Raw genomic sequence first — 19,159 nt, 5'->3', positions numbered from 1 at the left:
ACTGACAACGCGGCCGCCCCGCTCACGGGGGTGGGCGGGGCGGCGGCGTGCGGTGGCCGGTGGGCTCACCGGCCGGTGTGCGGCATCAGGGCAGGGTCCATTTCTGGTTGGGGCCGGTGTGGCAGGACCACAGGTGGACGGGTGTGCCGTCACCCCAGGTGCCGCCCGACGCGTCGAGGCACTTGCCGGACTGCGGATTGCGGACCGTGCCGTCCGGCTGGGCCGCCCACACCTGGGCACCCGTGCCGTTGCACGTCCACAACTGGATCCGCGTACCGTCGGCACTCCCACCGCCCGAGATGTCCAGACACTTGCTCAGCGCCCGCAACGTCCCGTCACCGGGCACCGACCACCGCTGCGCGGCCGTCCCGTTGCACGCCCAGATCTGCACCTCCGTACCGTCCGCCGTCGAACCACCGTCCACATCCAGGCACTTGCCACCCACACCCTTCACCTCGCCCGTGCGGGGGCCCGGTTGCTGGGGGCCGCTCTGCTTGATGCGGATGTCGCGGAAGGAGACCTCGTCGCCGTCGCCGTGGTTCTGGATGCCGATGTGGCCCTGGGTCAGGCTGCGGGCCGGGTCGGTGTTGGTGAAGTCGTTGATCTTGCGGCCGTTGAGGAAGATCTCCAGCCGCTCGCCGGTGACGCGCAGTTCGTAGGTGTTCCACTCCCCCGGCGGGTTGAGCGCGGCGTCCCGTGCGGTGATGTCGGCCGACTTGTAGCCGTAGACGGAGCCCGTGGTGCGGTCGGCGGCGTCGGTGGCGTCGATCTGGATCTCGTAGCCGTTGTTCACCGCCGACCAGGGGTCGTCGGAGGCGGGGAAGCCGAGGAAGACGCCGGAGTTGTCGTCCCCGGCGGCCTTCCAGTCGAGCTTGAGGGAGTAGTCGCCGGTGAACTCCTTCGCGGAGTACCAGAGCATGCCCAGTCCGCCCTGTGAGGTGAGGGTGCCGCCCGCGAGGGTGAAGCCGCCCGGTCCGGCCTGCCGCCAGCCTGTGGTGGACGAGCCGTCGAAGAGGGAGGTGTAGCCGGTCTCGGGGCGGCAGTCGGCGTTGGTCCGGCCGGCGGCCCAGCGGATGCCGCCGAGCAGGTGCCGGCGGAAGGCCGGCTCGGTGTACGACTCGTCGGTGTGGCCGCCGCCGGTGTAGAAGGCCCGCCCGCCCCGGTAGTCGCTGCACCAGGCGATCGGATGGTCGCCGGACATGTTCCCGCCGGAGTAGCTGGACTCGTCCAGGGAGGCCAGGACGTGGGCGGTGGTGCGCGGGTTGGTGCGGTAGTTGTACCACTCGTCGGTGCGCTGCCAGGTCTCGCCGAGGTGGGCGGTGGCGTCGTGGGCCCGGTCCTCCACCTTGACGGTGGCGGACTGGATGGCCGGGTGCGAGTGGAAGAGGGCGCCGGCGAGTCCCGCGTAGAACGGCCAGTCGTACTCCGTGTCGGCCGCGGCGTGGATGCCGACGTATCCGCCGCCGCCCTGGATGTACCCCTCGAAGGCGGTCTGCTGGGACGCGTTGAGCACGTCGCCCGTGGTGGAGAGGAAGACGACCGCCTGGTACCGGGCGAGGTTGCCGGAGGTGAAGGTCTGGGCGTCCTCGGTGGCGTCGACGGTGAAGTTGTTCGCCGAGCCGAGGTCGCGCAGCGCGGCGATGCCGTCGTCGATCGAGGAGTGCCGGAAGCCTGCCGTCTTGGAGAAGACGAGGATCCGGTACGCGGGGTCGGCCGCCGCCCGTGCCTCACGAGCCGTCGTCGGGGCCTTGCCCTGTGCCGAGGGCTGGGCCACGGCCTGCGGGGTCAGGCAGAGGACGGCGGCGGTGAACAGGCCGAGGGCCGCTTTGAGTCGGGTGCGCATGTCGGTCGCCTCCTTTCTACGGCAGGGTCCATTTCTGGTTGGCTCCGGTGTGGCAGGACCACAGGTGGACGGGTGTGCCGTCACCCCAGGTGCCGCCCGACGCGTCGAGGCACTTGCCGGACTGCGGATTGCGGACCGTGCCGTCCGGCTGGGCCGCCCACACCTGGGCACCCGTGCCGTTGCACGTCCACAACTGGATCCGCGTACCGTCGGCACTCCCACCGCCCGAGATGTCCAGACACTTGCTCAGCGCCCGCAACGTCCCGTCACCGGGCACCGACCACCGCTGCGCGGCCGTCCCGTTGCACGCCCAGATCTGCACCTCCGTACCGTCCGCCGTCGAACCACCGTCCACGTCCAGGCACTTGCCACCCACACCCTTCACCTCGCCCGAGGTGCTTCCGCCCCCGGTCGTGGTGGTGAAGGAGAAGTCGTCGACGTCGAACAGCGAGCCGCTGCCGCCCTTGAACACGAGGTGGAGCGTGGTCGATCCGGCCGGTTGGCCGCCGAGCGTGGCGGTCACGTCCTGGAAGGTCTCCCAGCCGCCGGTCACCGGTACGGTCGCCGTGCCGAGCAGCGTGCCCGTCGGGGAGCCGGCGCGTACCTCGATCGTGCCGCCCGCGCCCGCCGAGGAGACCCGTGCGGTGAACTTGGTGGCGTTGGCCAGGGCGTACGGCTTGAAGGAGATCCAGTCGCCGTTCTCGATGTGGCCGACGGTCTTTCCGCCGTGCGCGGGCGTGTGGTTGACGACCTGGACGCCGGCGGAGTCGCCGTAGTGCTCGGCCTGGCGGTGGCTGGGCTGGGTGACGTGCTGGTCGTGCGTGGTGAGCGCGGGCTGGCCGTTCGCGCCCTTGTCCGTGTACTCGGCGTCGACGACGCCGAAGATGTTGGCGTTGGGGTCGTGCTCCCCGTCCGCGAGGGTCCGCAGGGTGCCGGTGCAGCCGGTGGCGGAGGTCTGCGGATGTCCGTGGCTGTCGTGGCCCACGATGAAGGTGACCTTCACCTTGGTGCAGTCGATGGTGCCGTCCTCGGGGTCGGTCACCGTCACCTTGAACGGGATGGCGTCCCCGAAGTCGTGGATGCTGCCGTCCACGGGCAGGTCGAGCCGTACGGTGGGCGCGGTGTTGCCGACCGTGATCTGCACCGACGCGGTCGCGGACTTTCCGGTGCCGTCGGTGACCTTCAGCGTGGCCGTGTACTGGCCGTTGGCCGTGTACGTGTGGGAGGGGTTGGCGGCGGTGGAGGTGCCGCCGTCGCCGAAGGTCCAGGCGTAGCCGAGCGCGTCGCCGTCGGCGTCGGAGCTGCCCGCCGAGGAGAACGACACGGCCAGCGGCGCCTTGCCGGAGGTCACGCTCGCCTTGGCCTGCGCCACCGGGGCGTGGCCGCCCGTGACGTGCTCGATGCGGTACAGGGCGGAGTTCGCGTCGCCGTTGAAGTACCCGGTGCCGTAGTCCAGGACGTACAGGGCGCCGTCCGGTCCGAAGGCCATGTCCATCACCTGGGTTCCGGTCCAGGGGAAGGAGTTGATGGACTGCACGGTGCCGTCGCCGGCGGACTCGATGCGCTTGATCCAGCGTCGGCCGAACTCACCCGCGAAGAAGTCGCCGTCGTACTCCTGCGGGAACTTCACCTCGGAGGTGGAGGAGGCGTCGTAGCGGTAGACGGGGCCGCCCATGGGGGATTCGGAGCCGCCGCCGAACTCGGGGACCGAGCCGCCGTTGTACGGGATCCACGCCGGCTGGGCGGGCGGCAGGTCGGTGAGTCCGGTGTTGTTGGGTGACGTGTTCTTCGGCGCCGAGCAGCTGAACTTGGCCCCGGAGGCGCCGGTGGCGAAGTTGTAGTCGGTGTAGGCGTCGTTGTTGCCGGTGCAGTACGGCCAGCCGAAGTTGCCCGCCTTGGTGATCCGGTTGAACTCGACCTGGCCCTCCGGACCCCGCGCGGGGTTCGCTGTGCCCGAGTCGGGGCCGTAGTCGCCCAGGTAGACGATGCCGGTGGCCTTGTCGACGCTCATCCGGAACGGGTTGCGGAAGCCCATCGCGTAGATCTCGGGCCGCGTCTTGGCGGTGCCGGGCGCGAAGAGGTTGCCCGCGGGGATCGCGTACGAGCCGTCGGCGTTCACCTTGATCCGCAGGACCTTGCCCCGCAGGTCGTTGGTGTTGCCCGACGAACGCTGGGCGTCGTAGGCGGGGTTGCGGGTGGAGCGTTCGTCGATCGGGGTGAAGCCGTCGGAGGCGAACGGGTTGCTGTCGTCGCCGGTGGACAGGTAGAGGTTGCCGGCGGCGTCGAAGTCGATGTCCCCGCCGACGTGGCAGCAGATGCCCCGGGACGCGGGCACGTCGAGGATCTTCTTCTCGCTGGCGAGGTCCAGGGTGCCGTCCGTCTTCAGGACGAACCGGGACAGCCGGTTGACCCCGTCGAAGGGGGCGAAGTCGGCGGCCGTCCCGTCCGCCGGGGCGTCACCGCCGGGCGTGCTGAGCTTGGGCGCGTAGTAGAGGTAGACGTGCCGGTTGGACGCGAAGCCCGGGTCCACGGCGACGCCCTGGAGGCCCTCCTCGTCGTGGCTGTAGACGTCCAGTTTGCCCGCGACGGTGGTGGTTCCCGCGGCGTTGGTCAGCCGCAGGGTGCCGTCGCGGGAGGTGTGCAGGACCGAACGGTCCGGCAGCACCGCCAGCGTCATGGGCTCGCCCGTCTCGGCAACGCCCTTGGCGAGCGTGACCTGTTGGAACTCGGGGTCGGCGAGCGCCTTGGCCGTGCCGCCCGGGTCGTCCGGCGCGGCGGCGGCCGGGGACACCGGCAGCAGACAGCCGACGGCGCAGGCCACGGCGGTCAGGAGGATGCGGACACGTCTGTGTCCGAGCGGTCTCGTGCGCACAACGGTCTCCCAATTGTGGGGTGGGATGGCACGGCAGGCCGCACCGGCCTGCCGGTGTTGCGGGCGCGCGCCGTCGCGCCGTCGAGACCGGTCGACTGGCTCAAGACCGGCTCATTTCAAGGAAGTTAGCGGTCTTTGTTGAGCTCCGTAACCTCTTCGACGCAAGATCTCGTTACTTTTTCTTCACTAAGGACAAAGTGGGTGGCGTGCCCCGAGGGCGGTGAGCAGGGCGTCCGCCGGGAGGGCCGGTGCGGTCCGGCCGCCGAAGCCGGTGGTCGTCGTGGCGGCGAGCAGGGAGTTGAGCACGGCCTCCTCGACGCCGTCCAGCACCGCCTCGAAGAGGGGGCCCAGTTCGGCGTCGGGCAGAGGGCTGCCGATGTCCGGTCGCGTGCCGAAGGCCACGGCGTAGTCGCCGCTGCCGTGGCTGTAGGCCGCGCCCGTGCGGGCCAGGGCGAACACGGCGCGGCGTGCGACGCGGGTCAACTGGCGGGCGTCGAGCGGGGCATCGGTGGCGACGACGATCATGCAGGAGCCGGTCTCCGCGGCCGCCTCCGGGGCGTCGGTGACGAGCCCGAGGGAGCGCGGGGTGACGGTACGGCCCAGGACGCGCAGGGTGCCGCCGAAGTTCGCCTGCACCAGAACGCCTGCCGTGCGGGGCGATCCACCCAGGTCGAGTGTGCGTGAGGAGGTCCCGATGCCGGCCTTGAACCCCAGCGCGATCGTGCCGGTTCCGGCGCCGACACAGCCCTCGGCCACCGGCCCGCCGCGGGCTCCGTCGAGGGCGGCGCGCACGTGCTCCTCGTGGACGGGCCGGGAGCGGATGTCGGAGAGGTGACCGTCGTTGCACTCCCCCACGACGGGGTTGAGACTCACCACGTCCTCGCAGCCGGGCCGTTCGAGCATCCACCCGACGAGGGCGTCGGCGACGCGGAAGGCGGACAGGGTGGAGGTGAGCAGCACCGGGGTCTCCAGCGCGCCGAGTTCGGCGACCTGGGTCGTGCCGATGAGCTTGCCGTAGCCGTTGCCCGTGAAGACGCCCGCGGGCAGCGGCGTGTGCGGCCCGACGGTGTCGGGCACGACGGCGGTGACTCCGCTGTGCACGCCGGGTGGCCGACGGACGGTGGTGTGGCCGACGCGGACGCCCGGTACGTCGGTGATCGCGTTGCGGGGCCCGGTGGGACCGCGTCCGACGACGAGGCCGAGGTCACGGGCCCGCCGCCTGCTGCCCGGTTCCTGGGCGGAGGGAGCGGTGGATTCCATGGGGCGGGACTTTACGCACCTGCGCCGCCGGCGGCCGTGGCCGCGTCCGCGCTCTCCCGCGCGCCTGTCCGGGTGACCGGGTTCGGCGTGCGGTAGGTGCGCAGCGGCGCGTTGGTCGCGGCCACCAGCGCGACGGCCAGTACGGCGGACAGGCCGCCGCTCACCAGGGCGAACGAGGCGGAGGTGGCCGAGGCGAGCAGGCCGCCGCGGAAGTTGCCGAGTTCGGGAGCGGCGACGCCGATGACGTGCTCCACGGAGGAGACCCGCCCCCGGTACGCGTCCGGCGTCTCCAGTTGGATCAGGGCGCCGCGGGTGACGACGGACACCGTGTCGGCGGCGCCTGCCACGGCGAGGCAGCCGAGTGCACACCACAACGGCCCGGCGACACCGAATCCGGCGAGCGCCAGACCCCAGACGCCGGCCGCGGTCAGCTGCACGAGCCCGGCGCGGCGCACGCGTGTCACGGTGCCGGAGAACAGCCCGGCGGTGATGCCGCCGACGGCGACGGCGGAGAGGACCAGGCCGAGGGTCCGCGGGTCGCCGCCGAAGCGGATGTCGTTGACCAGGGGGAAGAGGGCGATGGGCATGGCGAGCAGCGTGGCGGACAGGTCGGTGGCCAGGGAGCCCCAGAGCGTCGGGCGGCGCAGCACGACGCGCAGGCCGCCCCGCTCCGGCCGGCGCACCCGGCCCGCCGCCGCGGCGCCCTCGGGCTTCATCGCCGGGAGCCGGTACAGGGCGAGCACGGAGATCGCGACGGTCGCGGCCTGTACGGCGTAGGCGGCGGGGAAGTCCCAGCGGGCGATGATCAGTCCGGCCAGCGCGGGGCCGGCCAGCATCGACGCCTGGAAGGAGACGCTGGTCAGCGCGAGCCCGGCCGCGACCTGGTCGGCGGGGAGCAGCCGGACCGGGAAGGTGCGCCGGGCGGGGGCGCCGAGCGCGCTGCAGGCGGCGCCCGCGGCGACCAGGACGAACAGCAGCAGGACGCTGCGGTTGCCGGCGAGTGCCTGGGCGCACAGCCCCGCGGCGGCCAGGAGTTGGCCCGCGGTGGTGGCCCGCACGAGGGTCCGGCGGTCGACCGCGTCGGCCAACGTGCCGCCGAGCAGCCCGAAGAGCACCATCGGCAGTCCGGTCGCGAGTCCGATGGCACCGGTTCCCACGGGGCTGCCGGTCAGGTCCCAGACCTGGGCGAGCACCGCCACGGTGGCTGTCTGCCCGCCGAGTTGGGACGCGGAGGAGCCGATCCACAGATCGCGGAACGCACGGCTGTGGCGAAGCGGCCGGGTGTCGAGCAGGCGAAGCCGCCCGCTCATCGTGGTGGCTCGTCGAGGTGCCGCACGATGCGCTGCCGCATCGACCGCCGTTCCAGCGCCTGCCGCAGGTCGGCGACGACGGCGGTCAGGGCGTACGGGATCTCGGCGTCCAGCTCGGCCACCGTCGCGTGGGTGGCGCGCCACTCGGCCTCGAGGAACGGCACGAGCGACCGGCCGCGCTCGGTCAGGTCGATCCGCCGGGTGCGGGCGTCGGGCCCCGGCTCGGAGGTGACCAGGCCCTCCTTGCGCATGGCGGCGACGGTCTGGCTGATCGCGGAGTGCGACCGGCCCAGGGACGCGGCGAGCTCCCGGATGGTCAGCGGCCCGGTGTGGGCGAGCCGGATCAGCGGAAAGGCGAACCGAGGCCGCACACCCTCGATGCCGCGCTCGACGTAGACCTGTTCGATCTCGGCGTCCATGGCGGCCAGCAGCTCGTGCAGCGAGTGCCAGGGGTCGGGCAGGGCTGTGGGGTCAGGAGATGTCACAGCGCTAATATAACAGCGCTTGCACAATCGCCCGGCGGCCCTGAGCCAGGAATGGGCGCCGGCTCACGCCGCTCCGGCGCGGAGGCGACGTACGAGGAGGTGTGCGCGCGGATCGGCGTCGAAGTCCGGCGCGGTGAACGCACGACGGTCGCCGCACCGGGTGTCCGGTGTGGCGACCGTCGGTTTTCGCGGGTGTTACTCCGTTATCTTGAGCAGCTTGTTCGGCGTGCCCTCACTCGGGTTGGTGATCTTGTCGGCCGTCGCGCCGTCGGTCAGGGCCGTGGCGACCTGGTCCGGCGTGGCGTCCTGGTGGGCGGCGAGGTAGACCGCGGCGGCACCGACGACGTGGGGGGTCGCCATCGACGTGCCGGAGATGGTCTTGGTGCCCTCGTCGCTGTCGTTCCAGGCCGAGGTGATGTCGGAGCCGGGCGCGTAAAGGTCCACGACCTCACCGAAGTTGGAGAAGTCCGACTGGGCGTCCTCCTTGGTGGAGGAGGCGACCGTGATGGCCTCCTGCACCCGCGCCGGCGAGCCCTGCCCGGCGTCGGTGGACTCGTTGCCCGCCGCGACACCGAAGGTGATGCCCGCGGCGATGGCCTTGCGCACGGCCTCGTCGATGGCCTCGTCGGCGCCGCCGCCCAGGCTCATGTTGGCGACCGACGGGCCCTGGTGGTTCTGGGTGACCCAGTCGATGCCGGCGACGACCTGCTCGGTGGTTCCCGAACCGCTGTCGTCCAGCACGCGCACGGCGACGATCTTCGCCTTCTTCGCGACACCGTGCGAGGCACCGGCGATGGTGCCGGCGACGTGCGTGCCGTGGCCGTTGCCGTCGTCGGCGGACTCGTCGTTGTCCACGGCGTCGAAGCCGTGGGCGGCGCGGCCCTCGAAGTCCTTGTGGGAGATGCGGACTCCGGTGTCGATGACGTACGCGGTCACGCCCTCGCCGGCGCCGTCGGGGTAGGTGTACCTGCTGTCCCCGGCGGTGTCGGCCTGGTCGACCCGGTCCAGACCCCAGGACGGCGGGTTGTCCTGGGTGGCGTTGATGGAGAACTTCTTGTTCTGGACGACCTTGTCGACGGCCGGGTCGGCGGCGAGGCGCTTGGCCTCCGTCTCCGAAAGGCCGTTGGCGGAGAAGCCGTTGACGGCGGAGCTGTAGCTGCGCTGCAGCTTGCCGCCGTATTCCTGGGCCAGGTCCTTCTTGTTGGCCTTCTCGTCGAGGAGGACGACGTAGCTGCCGGCGACGGCACCCTCGGCGTTGGCGCCGTAGACCTTGCCCTCGGCCGGCTCGGCCGCTCCGGCGAAGGACGTGCCGAGCACGCCGACACCCGCTGCGGCGGCGACGGCGGTGACGGCTGCGGCGAGCTTGAATCGGCCCGTGCGCTTATGAGTTGTCATGAAGAGGGAACTCCTCGTCATTTTTTGTGGGGGGATGGACCCCGGGGAGAAAGATCTCCCGGGGCTGGCTCGAAACCCTGACGGATTGACGCGTCTACTTCAAGCCCCCGAGGCAGCTGTGATTCATGCAACAAAACGTCAAAAAATGGAACCTCGGTGCACGGACACATTCGTCACACACCGGGCACACAATGGGAGCGCTCCAACACGGATGAGAAAAGGGGAAATTCGCAAGCTTTCCCTGTGTTGTCCGTCATATCGCTGCCCGGCGGCTACTGGATGCGGTCCCCGGCGGCCGCAAACGGCGAGGCTCGGGTGGCGACGGTGAACGGCGCTCGATGGGGCATGACTTGAGCGGACGCGACGCAGTCCGCGACTACTCCGGCTTCGACTGCTCCGGCTTCGGCTGCTCCGGTGGGGTCATGGCCCACCGTATGGTCCGCGTCAGGGCGTGACCCGTGGGGCGTACGGCGATGTCCTCGGCCAGTCCGACCAGGGGGAGGCGGGGCAGCCACAGCATGCTGCGGGCCCAGGGCGGGAGCAGCACGACGGCGTTGGCGGCGAGGCCGCCGTAGAAGGGCCTGGCCGCCAGGGGCAGGGGCGGCCGGAGCAGCACGAAGCGGGCGGCGGAGAGGGCTTCGGGGGTGGCCCGGAGCTCGGGCCGGTACGCGTCGAGCCGCTCGGCCAGCTCCCGCCGGTTCCGGGGCGGATCGGTCACTCCCAGGGCCTCGGCGACCCGGGCGGTGTCGGCGACGTAGGCGTCGTAGCCGGCGGCGTCGAGCGGGTGGGCTCCGTAGCGCTCGTGGGCGCGCATGAAGCAGTCCGTCTCGGCGGCGTGCACCCAGCCGAGCAGGTGCGGGTCGGCCGCGTGATAGGCGAGACCCTCGGCCGTCGTCCCGCTGATCCGCTGGTGGATGCCGCGGACACGGTCGACGGCGAGCTGGGCGTCCTCGGCGAGGCCGAAGGTGGTGACCGCCAGGAAGGTGCTGGTGCGTTGCAGCCGGCCCCAGGGGTCGCCCCGGAAGCCGGAGTGGGCGGCGACGGCAGCCATGGCGAGGGGGTGCAGGGACTGCAGCAGCAGGGCGCTGAGCCCGCCGATGAACATCGACGCGTCGCCGTGCACCGCCCGGATCGGACGGTCCGGACCGAACCAGCGCGGTCCGGGTGCCTGGTGGATCCGGGCCCGGGTGGCCGCCCCGTCGGGCCCCGCCACCCGCCGGAACAACGCCCTGCCCAGGCTCGCGCGCACATCCACCGACATCGCTGCCTCCCGATCCCTCTCCCTCAGTGTCCTCCATGCCGGGAGGCCGGGGACGGGGACGGCCAACGGTACGGGTACGGGCGCCGTCGTGCCCCCTTTCCGGGCACCGATAGAGCTGCCGCCCACCCCCTGCGTCCGCCAGAATGGGGGCATGGACGTTCCCCGGCTGCTGGAGGCGGCCTCGCTGCTGGTGCCGGTGGAGGTGGCCGCCGAGAACGACGTCACGGTGGACGACGTCTGGGATTGCCTCGCCCACGACGAGTGGGAAGTGGCGCTCGGGCTGCTGGAGGAACTCGGGGACGACGTCCGCCCGCTTCCGCTCGGCTTCTGGCAGGCTCTCGCCGGCGCCGCCGAGCGGTTGCGGCTGGAGAGGAGTGCCGCCTGGTGCCACTGGCGCTGTGGCGAGGCGCGACACGGCGTCGTCCGGGCCGATCTCACCCTGAGGCCCGCCCACGAAGCCCGTCGGCGGACGCCCTTTTCGGGGGCCGGGGTCCTGCGGCCCATGTGGGACATCGGCCGTCGCACCCCCGCCGGCGAACCGGACCTCTGTGTCGCCGGACTCTGGGTCGAGTTCATGCCCCTGTTGGAGCCCGGCGGCCGGGCCACCGTACGTCTTGCCCCCCTCACCCCGTCGAACTGGCGGCACCTGCGGCCCGGGCAGGTGATCACCATGCACGAGGACCGGAGCATCGCCGGGACGGCCGTGGTCCTGGAAGTGCGGCGGCCTTGAGCAGCGCGGTCACGGGGTGCAGGCGTCGGCGATCGACAGGCTGTTCTCGTAGAGGTGGTGCCGGGTGATGCGGCCGTCCTCGACGGTGAGGCGCAGCGCGAACGGGCCCTCGAAGGACTTGCCCGTCGCCCGTACCCTCCCCGACAAGTGGCCCGTCAGCACGGCGTCGTTGCCGTCGACGAGGAAGGCGTCGACGCGGGCGCGCGCGTCCTCGGGCACGGTGTGTTCCGTCAACTCCGTGAACTGCGCGGCGCATTCGGCGGCGGTGGACCGGGGGCGGATCCACGGTACGGCGGGATTCTCGGCGAGCAGCCAGTCGACCTCGTCGGCGAAGAGCTCGACCAGCCGCCCGGTGTCCCCGGCCAGCCGGGCGGCGAGGAACTCCTGGACCACGGCCCGGGTCGCCTCGGCGGTGGAATGCGCGGTGCCGGAACTCACCTCGTCCACGGCGGACTTGACGGTCATGGCGCTCTCCTCCTGATGGCGGCCGGATCCCGACGGCGTCGTTCCGTCGGTGGTCTCGATCCTGCCGGTGGAGGGCGCAGAGGTCGATTACCTCGGAGGTCATCATGAGGGCAGGGACGAGCGGCCCTGTGCCGGCCCGCGCCTACGGCTTTCGCGCCAGGCCCGCGGCGATCAGGTGTTCCCAGACGGTGAGTTCCCGTTCGCCCTTGCCGTCCCACGGGCCGTCGACCGCGTCAGGACACCACAGGGGCGCCGGCACTATCCCTGGTACGAGGATGTCGAGGCCCTCCAGCAGCGACGCGATCTCCTCGTCGGTGCGCCAGCGGCCGCGGCCGAACGTCCGCTGGAGGACGCGCTCGGCCTCCGCCGTCTCCGCGTTGCCCCCGGAGCGGAAGTGGCTGACGAAGAAGTAGCTCCCCGAGGGCACGTGGTCGCGCCAGTGGCGGACGATCCCCGCCGGGTCCTCGTCGTCGTTGACGTGGTGAAGGACGGCACTGAAGATGACGGCGACGGGGCGGTCGAAGTCGATCAGGTCCAGGGTGTCGGGGTGGGTGCGGACCGCCGAGGGGTCGCGTACGTCGGCCATGACGACCCGGGTCCGGTCGTTCTCCTCCAGCAGCGCACGGCCGTGGACCAGCACCTGCGGGTCCGTGTCGACGTACACGACGCGGGACTCGGGAGCGTGCCGCTGCGCGACCTGGTGCACGTTGTCGGCGGTCGGAAGGCCGCTGCCCAGGTCGACGAACTGCCGTACGCCGGTGGTCGTCGCGATCCGGCGCACCGCCCGGACGAGGGCCGCGCGGTTGGCGAACGCGATGGCCACCGAACCCGGGAGGTCACGCTTGAACACGTCTCCGACCTCGCGGTCCACGGCGTAGTTGTCCTTGCCGCCGAGCAGGTAGTCGTAGACGCGGGCGATACTGGGCCGGGTCGCGTCGATCGCAGAGGCTGCATCCGTCACAGCCGTCATCCTCCCCCTCACCCCTTCCCGCCGCCCGCCACTTGGGAATCCTTGACGCACACGTGGTGGCCGCGGCGGACGGAGCCCCGGGAAAAGGGTGTGCGGTTCCCGCCGCGCGCACGCTACGGTTCCCGTGTTCAGGTGCGCAGGCTGCGGCTACTTCGCCTCTCAAGCGGGTAACGCGGGTTCGAATCCCGCCACCGGCGCCGTGCCGGTGTCGTCCAGCGGCCCAGGACGCCTACAGTGCGCCGCTGCCGACCTTGATCTCTGAACACCTGCGGCATCAGCCGTCCCCCGCCCGGGGGCGGCCGGCCGGCGGTGTCCGGCGGCTTGCCGCGTTGCGGACACGGCGGGTCCGGCCGCGTTCGGCTAGCAGTCGGAGCGCGTCCGGGTCGAGCACGGCCGGCATCGCCGCGACCGTACGCCGGCACCAGTCGGACGCGCCGACGAGTTCCTCGGCCGTCCATGGCTCCCCCAGGACGACGGCTCTGACCAGCCGCCATTCGCGCAGGCGGCGGGCGGGGAAGTCACGCCCCGCGATCACCTCTCCCACGCGCCGGGCCCAGTCCGCGAACCCCGGTTCGGTCAGCAGCCGCGCGGCCCGCCGGTCCGGATGGCGACCCACCGCACTGTCGGCCATGACCTTGTCCGGGTCGCGCAGCACGGCGGCCACCAGCTCGGCCTCGACCGCGTCGAGCGCCCGCAGATGGTCGGCGAAACGCCGGTGCTCGGAGGGCTCTTCCTCGAAGGCTTCCACCGTTGGCTCCTCAGTCTCCACTCGAAGCCCGCACCCGCAGTTCCGGAAGGATGGACACCTGCCGTCGGGGACGATCAGGTTCGGTCACCCGGGCCGCGAGGAGTTCCACCGCGGAGACGCCCACCTCGTGCTTCGAGGGTGCGACGGCGCTCAGGGGGAGGTCGCCGAGGCCGGCGACCTCGTCGTCGTACGACACGATGGCCAGGTCGCCCGGGACCGTGAGGGCTCGGGCCCTGAGCCGTTGCAGGAGTACGAGCGCGTCGCCGTCGGGGTGGACCACGGCCGCGTCGATGTGACCGGCCGCCACCGCGTCCAGGAAGCGTCCCATCGCGCTGTCGTACCGCGGGGTGCCGGGGCGGTCCGTCCCCAGGTCCAAGTGGCCGACGTCGGCGGGCGGTTGGAGTCCCGCCAGGTGAAGGCCCGCGTGGAAGCCCTCCTCCAGGAGCGGGGCGGTGGGCGTGCTGCCGCGGGTCAGCAGCGCGATGCGGCGGCGGCCCCGCGTGACCAGGTGGTGGACGGCGAGGCGGGCGCCGTGGACGTGGTCGGTGACGACGTGCTCGACGGCGGGGCCGACCAGCCGGGGGCGCCGCTCCACGAGGACGAGCGGAATGCCGAGGTCCTCGTACCACGCGGAGTCGGTGTGGGTCGCCGCCGCGGCGGTGGGCGCCAGCAGCAGGCCGTCCACGCCCGCCTCGACCATCGCCCGGACCTGCGCGCGCTCGCCCTCCACGTCGTACTCGGAGATGCGCAGCAGCAGACGGGCTCCGCGCGCCGCCGAGGCCTCCCGCACGGCCTTGATCACCTCGGGGTAGTAGTACGTGGCGGACGGCACGACCATGCCGAAGGTGAGCTCGCCCGTCGTGTGCCGGGGCGCGGCGCCGGCGGTGCCGGCGGGGGACGGCGTCCAGTCCTCGGGGAGCCTGGCGCCGCCGTGGACGCGTACCACGAGCCCGCGTTCGGCGAGGGCCTCGACGTCCTTGCGGACGGTGACGGGTGACACCCGCAGTTCCGCCGCGACCTCGGTGACCCGCATCGAGCCGTGGCGGCGCACCTTGCGCAGGATCGCCTGAAACCTGTCCTCGGCGTGCACGTGAACTCCCCCTCGTCGTCCTGGCCCACGGGCCGCACCCTACGCGCCCGGGTGTCGTTTCCGCACGTTCGATTTCGAAAAACGAAGAAGTGAGCGAATGAGCGACCAAACCGTTGCTGATCGATGAAAGCGCGTGCTAGAAACCGCGCACCACCGCACCACTCCCCCACTGCGGAACACCGTCGCGCTGCACCCCGGAGGTTTCCCCGTGCCCTCAACCTGGTCCCGCCGTGCCTTCGTCCAGGCCGCCGCCACGGCATCACTCGCCGCCGCCGTCACCGGCGTCACGATCCGTCCTGGTTTCGCCGCGGAATCGGCCACCGGCAGCGCCGAGTTCGCGGCCCTGCGGGCCAAGTGGCGCGAGCTGATGCTCGGGACCGCGTTCAACCCGGCCGCCGAGCCGTTCCGCAGGCTCCTCGCCGACCTCGGCGCCAATGCGCGGACGTACCTCGACACCATGGCCCCCGCGTCCGGTTCGCTCTGGCCCGACCTGGTCTGGGCCGATCCGGACCCCGACACCGACTCCGAGTCCTACACCTACTCGGCGCGGATCGTCACCAGCTACAACCGCCTCAACACCATGGCCCAGGCCTACTGCCAGCCAGGCACCGGCCTGACCGGCAGCGCCGAGGTGCGCGACGCCGTCATCGCCGGTCTCGACCACGTCAACTCAGAGGTCTACAACGACCGCACCGCGTGGTACGGCAACTGGTGGAGCTGGCAGATCGGCGCCCCGCAGGCGCTCATGGACACCTGCGTGCTGCTCCACGAGCACCTCACGCCGACCCGGATCGACGCCTACTGCCGCGCGGTCGACCACTTCGTGCCCGACCAGGTCTTCGACAGCTACACCGGCACGAGCACCGGCGCCAACCGCGTCGACCTGTGCCGCAGCGTCGTCCTGCGCGGCATCGTCGGGGAGAGCCCGGACAAGGTCGCCCTCGCCGCGCGCTCCCTCGACCCGGTGTTCCCGTACGTCACGTCGGGCGACGGGTTCTACGCCGACGGATCGTTCATCCAGCACCGCAACGTGCCGTACATCGGCGGCTACGGAGCGGTCCTGCACGACGGCGTGGGCCGTCTCATGGCGCTGCTGAGCGGCTCGTCGTGGGAGATCGGCGGCCGGGGCGCCCGATTGTTCCTCGACACCGTCGACCGTGCCATCGCCCCGTTCATCTACAACGGCCTGATGATGGACAACGTCTCCTCCCGGGGCATCAGCCGGGCGGGCACCTCCGACCACAGCCGCGCACACGCCCTGATGGCCACCATTCTCCTGGTCGGCCAGGGCGCGACCGCGGAGGAGAACGCCCGGTGGCGTGCGATGGTCAAGGGCTGGCTGCGCCGGGACTACCACTACCCGGCGCTCAGCAACCCCGGCCTGGGTCTCACCCGGACGTCGCTGCTCCAGACCTTGCAGGACGACGACTCCGTCAAGGCCGCGCCCGAGCCGACGGAGCACCGGCTGTTCCACAACATGGCCAGGGTCACCCACCGCCGCCCGGGCTGGGCCGCGTCGGTGTCCATGGCGGCCAAGCACATCGCCCACTACGAGTTCGGCAACGGCGAGCACGCCCGCGGCTACCACACCGGCGCCGGCTGGCTCTCCTGGTGGGGCGACGACTTCGGTCTCGAGCACTACTCGGACGAGTTCTGGCCCACCGTCGATCCGTACCGCCTCCCCGGCATCACCGCCTCCCGCAAGCCGCTCCCGGACGGCGCGGGCGGCAACTGGGGGCAGCCCTGCCCGGACGCCACCTGGGTCGGCGGCACCACCGACGGACGGTTCGGTGCCACCGGTCAGCACCTCAAGGGGCTGCTCAGCACGATGAGCGCGCACAAGTCCTGGTTCTGGCTGGACGACTGCGTCGTGTGCCTCGGCGCGGGCATCACGTCCCGCGACGGGTTCGCCGTCGAGACGACGGTCGACAACCGCAACCTGGGCGCGAAGGGCGCGCCCGCCCTGACCGTCGACGGCACGGTCCAGCCGTCCACCCAGGGCTGGACGCGTTCCTTCGCCGACGCGCGCTGGGCACACGTCGCCGGGCAGGCCGGCTACGTCTTCCCCGAGGGGACCGAACTCAAGGCCGTCCGTGAGGAGCGGACCGGGGCGTGGCGCGACATCAACGCGGGCGGCCCGACGACGCCGATCACCCGCCGCTACCTGACGCTGGTCGCCGACCACGGCGTCGACCCCGCCGACGCGTCCTACGCGTACGTGCTGCTCCCGGGCGCCGGTCCCGAGACCACGGCCCGGCGGGCCGCCGACAAGGGGTGGCTCAAGATCCTGGCCAACAGCCGCGAGCAGCAGGGCGTCCGGGTCCCCGGGCTCGGCTTCACGGCCGTCAACTTCTGGGCCCCGGGCACGGTCGGCAAGATCACCTCCAGCGCTCCCGCCTCCGTGCTGGTCCGGGAGAACCGGGACGGCACGGCCACCGTCGTCGTCTCGGACCCCATGCGCGCGGCCAAGTCCCTGGAGATCGTCTGGAAGCGCACCGTGTCGGCGGTGCTGTCCAAGCCGGCCACGGTGACGTCCGCCGGCACCGGCTCCACTCTCAGGCTCACCTTCGGCAACCTCACCGGCCAGGCCGGCGCTCCGCAGAAGGTGACGGTGCGCCTGACCTGACGTGACCGTTCCGGGGGCCCGCGGCACGTCGCCCGGGCCCTCGGCCCCACCTCCGTCCTCCCCCTCCCCTGACCCCTCCTGTCCTCCCCTCCCCCCACGCGCTCTCCCACGCCCCGCGCGCCACGACCCCACGCACACAGCCGGAATGGAGACGACCATGGCCCCCACCCGAATGCGCACGTTCCGCATGTCCCGCGCCGCCCTGAGCTTTGCCGCCGGGACAGCCGCGATGTCCCTCGTCATGGCGACGGACGCCCACGCCGCCGTCCTGTGGGACGGCAACGCCTCCAAGGGCATGGGTGTGTTCGAGGCCGTCCTGTGCCCGTCGCCGGGTGGCGCGAGCGTGAAGAACTGGGGGGACTCGCACGGCGACTTCTTCGAGTTCCTGAAGCCCGCCGGTTCCGAGCGCTGCGAGGGCCACAGCATCAACAGGCCCGAACTGCTGCGCAACGGCGCGACGCTCTGGTTCGGCTGGGACTCCATGACGAAGACGGGCAACGCCCAGACCGTCTTCCAGTGGAAGTCCAACGGCACCAACGACCAGAACCAGCAGAACTACCCCGTGATCATGAAGGTCGAGGACAGCCGGCTCAAGGTCTGGTACGTCGCACCGGGCGAACAGTGGATCGCCATCGGCAGCGCTCCGTGGACGCCGGAGTCCTGGCACGCGGTCCAGCTCGGCATCACCACCAGCTCGGGCACCGGCGGCTCGGCCGAGGTCTGGCTGGACGGCGCCCGCATCGCCCTCAGGACCGGCATACGGACCTGGGACGACCTCGGCAACAAGCCCCGCTGGGGCACGTACGGCTCGACGATCCAGGAGGTCTCCTCGACCACCTGGGTCGACGACCCGGCCCTGGGCGAGACACGCGGAGACGTCGACTGAACCGCTCCTTCGTGTGATGATCGACCGACCGCGCCTGCGGCGCCGCCCCCTCGATGCACGTTCCTCATGTTCGTTTGATTGTTCGAACAGAAACGTTCACAAGCGATCGCGTGAACGCTAGACTGCGGATCAACCGACCATTGACGACGAGGGGGCTCGGTCACGTGCACGCCGAGGAACGGCATCAGGAGATACTGCGGCGCCTGCGTGAGCGCGGTTCGATCCGCGTCACGGAGGTGGCCACCGAGCTGGGCGTTTCCACCATCACCGTGCGCCGTGACGTCGAGGCGCTGGCCGAACGCGGACTCGTCGAGCGGGTGCACGGCGGTGCCGTCCTGCCGGAGAACGCCGGGCCCGGGGCGGCGGCCACGCCCTACCGGGGCGGTGGCGAGCGGGTGTTCGGCCTGATCGTGCCGGCCGCCGACTACTACTACCCCGAGGTGATCAAGGGGGCCCGGGAGGCCGCCGCCGAGCGCGGCATCCGCCTGGTGCTGGGCATCTCGCAGTACAACCCCGACGAGGAGCGGGCCCAGGCCCGGCAGATGCTGGACGACGGCATCGACGGGCTGCTGGTCACTCCCTGCGGCCCGGCGCACGAGCGGAGCTGGCCCGCCGAGCTCGACGTGCCGTACGTCCTGGTGGAGCGCCGCCCCGAGGACGACGCCACGGGCGCCGAGCGCGTGGTGACCGATCACGTCCACGGCGCCCGGATCGCCGTACGGCATCTGGTCGAGGCGGACCGGGAGCTGATCGGGCTGCTGCTGCGCGAGGACAGCCCGCACGGCGCGCTCGTGCTGGACGGCTACCGCAGCGGCCTCACCGCGGCCGGGCTGCCGCCCGCCGACGAGGCGCTGTTCCGGCTGCCGCCGCCGGGCGGCGACGCCGCCGAGCGGGAGCGGGTGCTCGCCGCGTTCACCGACGCGGTGGCCGAGGGCCGGCTCGACGCGGCGGTCGTGCACAACGACCACGACGCGATCGTGGTCCTCCAGCGCCTGCGGGCCCGCGGTGTGGAGGTGCCCGACGACGTCGCGATCGTCGCCTACGACGACGAGGTCGCCGCCCTCGCCGACATCCCCCTGACCGCGATCGCCCCGCCGAAGCACGCGGTGGGCGCCGCCGCCGTCGACCTGCTCGCCCAGCGGATCGCCGATCCGGCCCGGCCCCGGCACCGCATCGCGATCCTGCCCGAACTGCACGTGCGCTCGTCGAGCGCGTAAG

Annotated in this window: 15 protein-coding genes; 4 read left to right on the top strand and 11 right to left on the bottom strand. The window is 71.9% G+C overall.

Annotated elements, in window-relative coordinates; translation table 11 throughout:
• Nucleotides 1-85 precede the first annotated feature (85 nt).
• The 7 genes from ACZ7D7_RS22670 to ACZ7D7_RS22640 form a co-directional block, all read right to left on the bottom strand.
• Complete coding sequence (locus ACZ7D7_RS22670) at nucleotides 86-1,843, bottom strand: lectin (protein ID WP_470826496.1); 1,758 nt, start codon at nucleotides 1,841-1,843, stop codon at nucleotides 86-88.
• Between the two features lie 16 nt (nucleotides 1,844-1,859).
• Nucleotides 1,860-4,715, bottom strand: coding sequence for a lectin (locus ACZ7D7_RS22665; RefSeq protein WP_470826494.1), 2,856 nt, complete (start codon nucleotides 4,713-4,715; stop codon nucleotides 1,860-1,862).
• 186 nt (nucleotides 4,716-4,901) lie between these two features.
• Nucleotides 4,902-5,975, bottom strand: coding sequence for a P1 family peptidase (locus tag ACZ7D7_RS22660; RefSeq protein WP_470826493.1), 1,074 nt, complete (start codon nucleotides 5,973-5,975; stop codon nucleotides 4,902-4,904).
• A gap of 11 nt (nucleotides 5,976-5,986) precedes the next feature.
• A complete protein-coding gene (locus tag ACZ7D7_RS22655) occupies nucleotides 5,987-7,285 on the bottom strand; it encodes an MFS transporter (RefSeq protein ID WP_470826492.1) in 1,299 nt (432 codons plus the stop codon).
• Complete coding sequence (locus ACZ7D7_RS22650; RefSeq protein WP_470826491.1) at nucleotides 7,282-7,770, bottom strand: MarR family winged helix-turn-helix transcriptional regulator; 489 nt, start codon at nucleotides 7,768-7,770, stop codon at nucleotides 7,282-7,284. Before ACZ7D7_RS22650 ends, ACZ7D7_RS22655 begins: the two co-directional genes overlap by 4 nt.
• A 195-nt stretch (nucleotides 7,771-7,965) precedes the next feature.
• Entirely contained in the window at nucleotides 7,966-9,165 is a 1,200-nt protein-coding gene (locus ACZ7D7_RS22645; protein ID WP_470826490.1) for a S8 family peptidase, read from the bottom strand.
• Between the two features lie 376 nt (nucleotides 9,166-9,541).
• Nucleotides 9,542-10,426: an oxygenase MpaB family protein gene (locus ACZ7D7_RS22640; protein WP_470826489.1), complete on the bottom strand. Its 885-nt coding sequence runs from the start codon at nucleotides 10,424-10,426 to the stop codon at nucleotides 9,542-9,544.
• A 151-nt stretch (nucleotides 10,427-10,577) separates the two neighbouring features.
• On the opposite strand from ACZ7D7_RS22640, the gene ACZ7D7_RS22635 reads away from it, so the two are divergent.
• Complete coding sequence (locus ACZ7D7_RS22635; RefSeq protein ID WP_470826487.1) at nucleotides 10,578-11,156, top strand: hypothetical protein; 579 nt, start codon at nucleotides 10,578-10,580, stop codon at nucleotides 11,154-11,156.
• Nucleotides 11,157-11,165: 9 nt separating this feature from the next.
• On the opposite strand, the gene ACZ7D7_RS22630 is transcribed toward ACZ7D7_RS22635, so the two are convergent.
• The 4 genes from ACZ7D7_RS22630 to ACZ7D7_RS22615 form a co-directional block, all read right to left on the bottom strand.
• Nucleotides 11,166-11,621 carry a nuclear transport factor 2 family protein gene (locus ACZ7D7_RS22630; RefSeq protein ID WP_470826485.1) on the bottom strand — a complete coding sequence of 152 codons (456 nt, stop codon included), beginning with the start codon at nucleotides 11,619-11,621 and terminating at the stop codon, nucleotides 11,166-11,168.
• Between the two features lie 142 nt (nucleotides 11,622-11,763).
• Nucleotides 11,764-12,591 (bottom strand): SAM-dependent methyltransferase, encoded by an 828-nt coding sequence (locus tag ACZ7D7_RS22625; protein WP_470826484.1) that lies wholly within the window; start codon nucleotides 12,589-12,591, stop codon nucleotides 11,764-11,766.
• A 274-nt stretch (nucleotides 12,592-12,865) separates the two neighbouring features.
• Nucleotides 12,866-13,339 carry a hypothetical protein gene (locus ACZ7D7_RS22620; RefSeq protein ID WP_470826482.1) on the bottom strand — a complete coding sequence of 158 codons (474 nt, stop codon included), beginning with the start codon at nucleotides 13,337-13,339 and terminating at the stop codon, nucleotides 12,866-12,868.
• Between the two features lie 10 nt (nucleotides 13,340-13,349).
• A complete protein-coding gene (locus ACZ7D7_RS22615; protein ID WP_470826480.1) occupies nucleotides 13,350-14,429 on the bottom strand; it encodes a LacI family DNA-binding transcriptional regulator in 1,080 nt (359 codons plus the stop codon).
• Between the two features lie 208 nt (nucleotides 14,430-14,637).
• Here ACZ7D7_RS22615 and ACZ7D7_RS22610 point away from each other — a divergent pair, with 208 nt between their 5' ends.
• The 3 genes from ACZ7D7_RS22610 to ACZ7D7_RS22600 all read left to right on the top strand — a co-directional run bounded on the left by ACZ7D7_RS22610 (nucleotide 14,638) and on the right by ACZ7D7_RS22600 (nucleotide 19,158).
• Complete coding sequence (locus ACZ7D7_RS22610; protein ID WP_470826479.1) at nucleotides 14,638-17,055, top strand: polysaccharide lyase 8 family protein; 2,418 nt, start codon at nucleotides 14,638-14,640, stop codon at nucleotides 17,053-17,055.
• A gap of 157 nt (nucleotides 17,056-17,212) precedes the next feature.
• On the top strand, nucleotides 17,213-17,941 hold the full coding sequence (locus ACZ7D7_RS22605) for a heparin lyase I family protein (protein ID WP_470826477.1): 729 nt from the start codon (nucleotides 17,213-17,215) through the stop codon (nucleotides 17,939-17,941).
• A 140-nt stretch (nucleotides 17,942-18,081) separates the two neighbouring features.
• Complete coding sequence (locus tag ACZ7D7_RS22600) at nucleotides 18,082-19,158, top strand: LacI family DNA-binding transcriptional regulator (RefSeq protein ID WP_470826475.1); 1,077 nt, start codon at nucleotides 18,082-18,084, stop codon at nucleotides 19,156-19,158.
• Nucleotide 19,159 lies beyond the last annotated feature (1 nt).

The organism is Streptomyces sp. NPDC037054, assembly GCF_055606745.1.
Note: the sequence above shows the minus strand (reverse complement) of the source record. Positions and strands in the feature narration are given on the sequence as shown.

Bases quoted from the DNA above. Each gene is read 5' to 3' on its own strand.
- ACZ7D7_RS22655 (WP_470826492.1), bottom strand. From the start codon at position 7,285: ATGAGCGGGCGGCTTCGCCTGCTCGACACCCGGCCGCTTCGCCACAGC.
- ACZ7D7_RS22670 (WP_470826496.1), bottom strand. From the start codon at position 1,843: ATGCGCACCCGACTCAAAGCGGCCCTCGGCCTGTTCACCGCCGCCGTC.
- ACZ7D7_RS22630 (WP_470826485.1), bottom strand. From the start codon at position 11,621: ATGACCGTCAAGTCCGCCGTGGACGAGGTGAGTTCCGGCACCGCGCAT.
- ACZ7D7_RS22660 (WP_470826493.1), bottom strand. From the start codon at position 5,975: ATGGAATCCACCGCTCCCTCCGCCCAGGAACCGGGCAGCAGGCGGCGG.
- ACZ7D7_RS22605 (WP_470826477.1), top strand. From the start codon at position 17,213: ATGGCCCCCACCCGAATGCGCACGTTCCGCATGTCCCGCGCCGCCCTG.
- ACZ7D7_RS22625 (WP_470826484.1), bottom strand. From the start codon at position 12,591: ATGACGGCTGTGACGGATGCAGCCTCTGCGATCGACGCGACCCGGCCC.
- ACZ7D7_RS22640 (WP_470826489.1), bottom strand. From the start codon at position 10,426: ATGTCGGTGGATGTGCGCGCGAGCCTGGGCAGGGCGTTGTTCCGGCGG.
- ACZ7D7_RS22645 (WP_470826490.1), bottom strand. From the start codon at position 9,165: ATGACAACTCATAAGCGCACGGGCCGATTCAAGCTCGCCGCAGCCGTC.
- ACZ7D7_RS22635 (WP_470826487.1), top strand. From the start codon at position 10,578: ATGGACGTTCCCCGGCTGCTGGAGGCGGCCTCGCTGCTGGTGCCGGTG.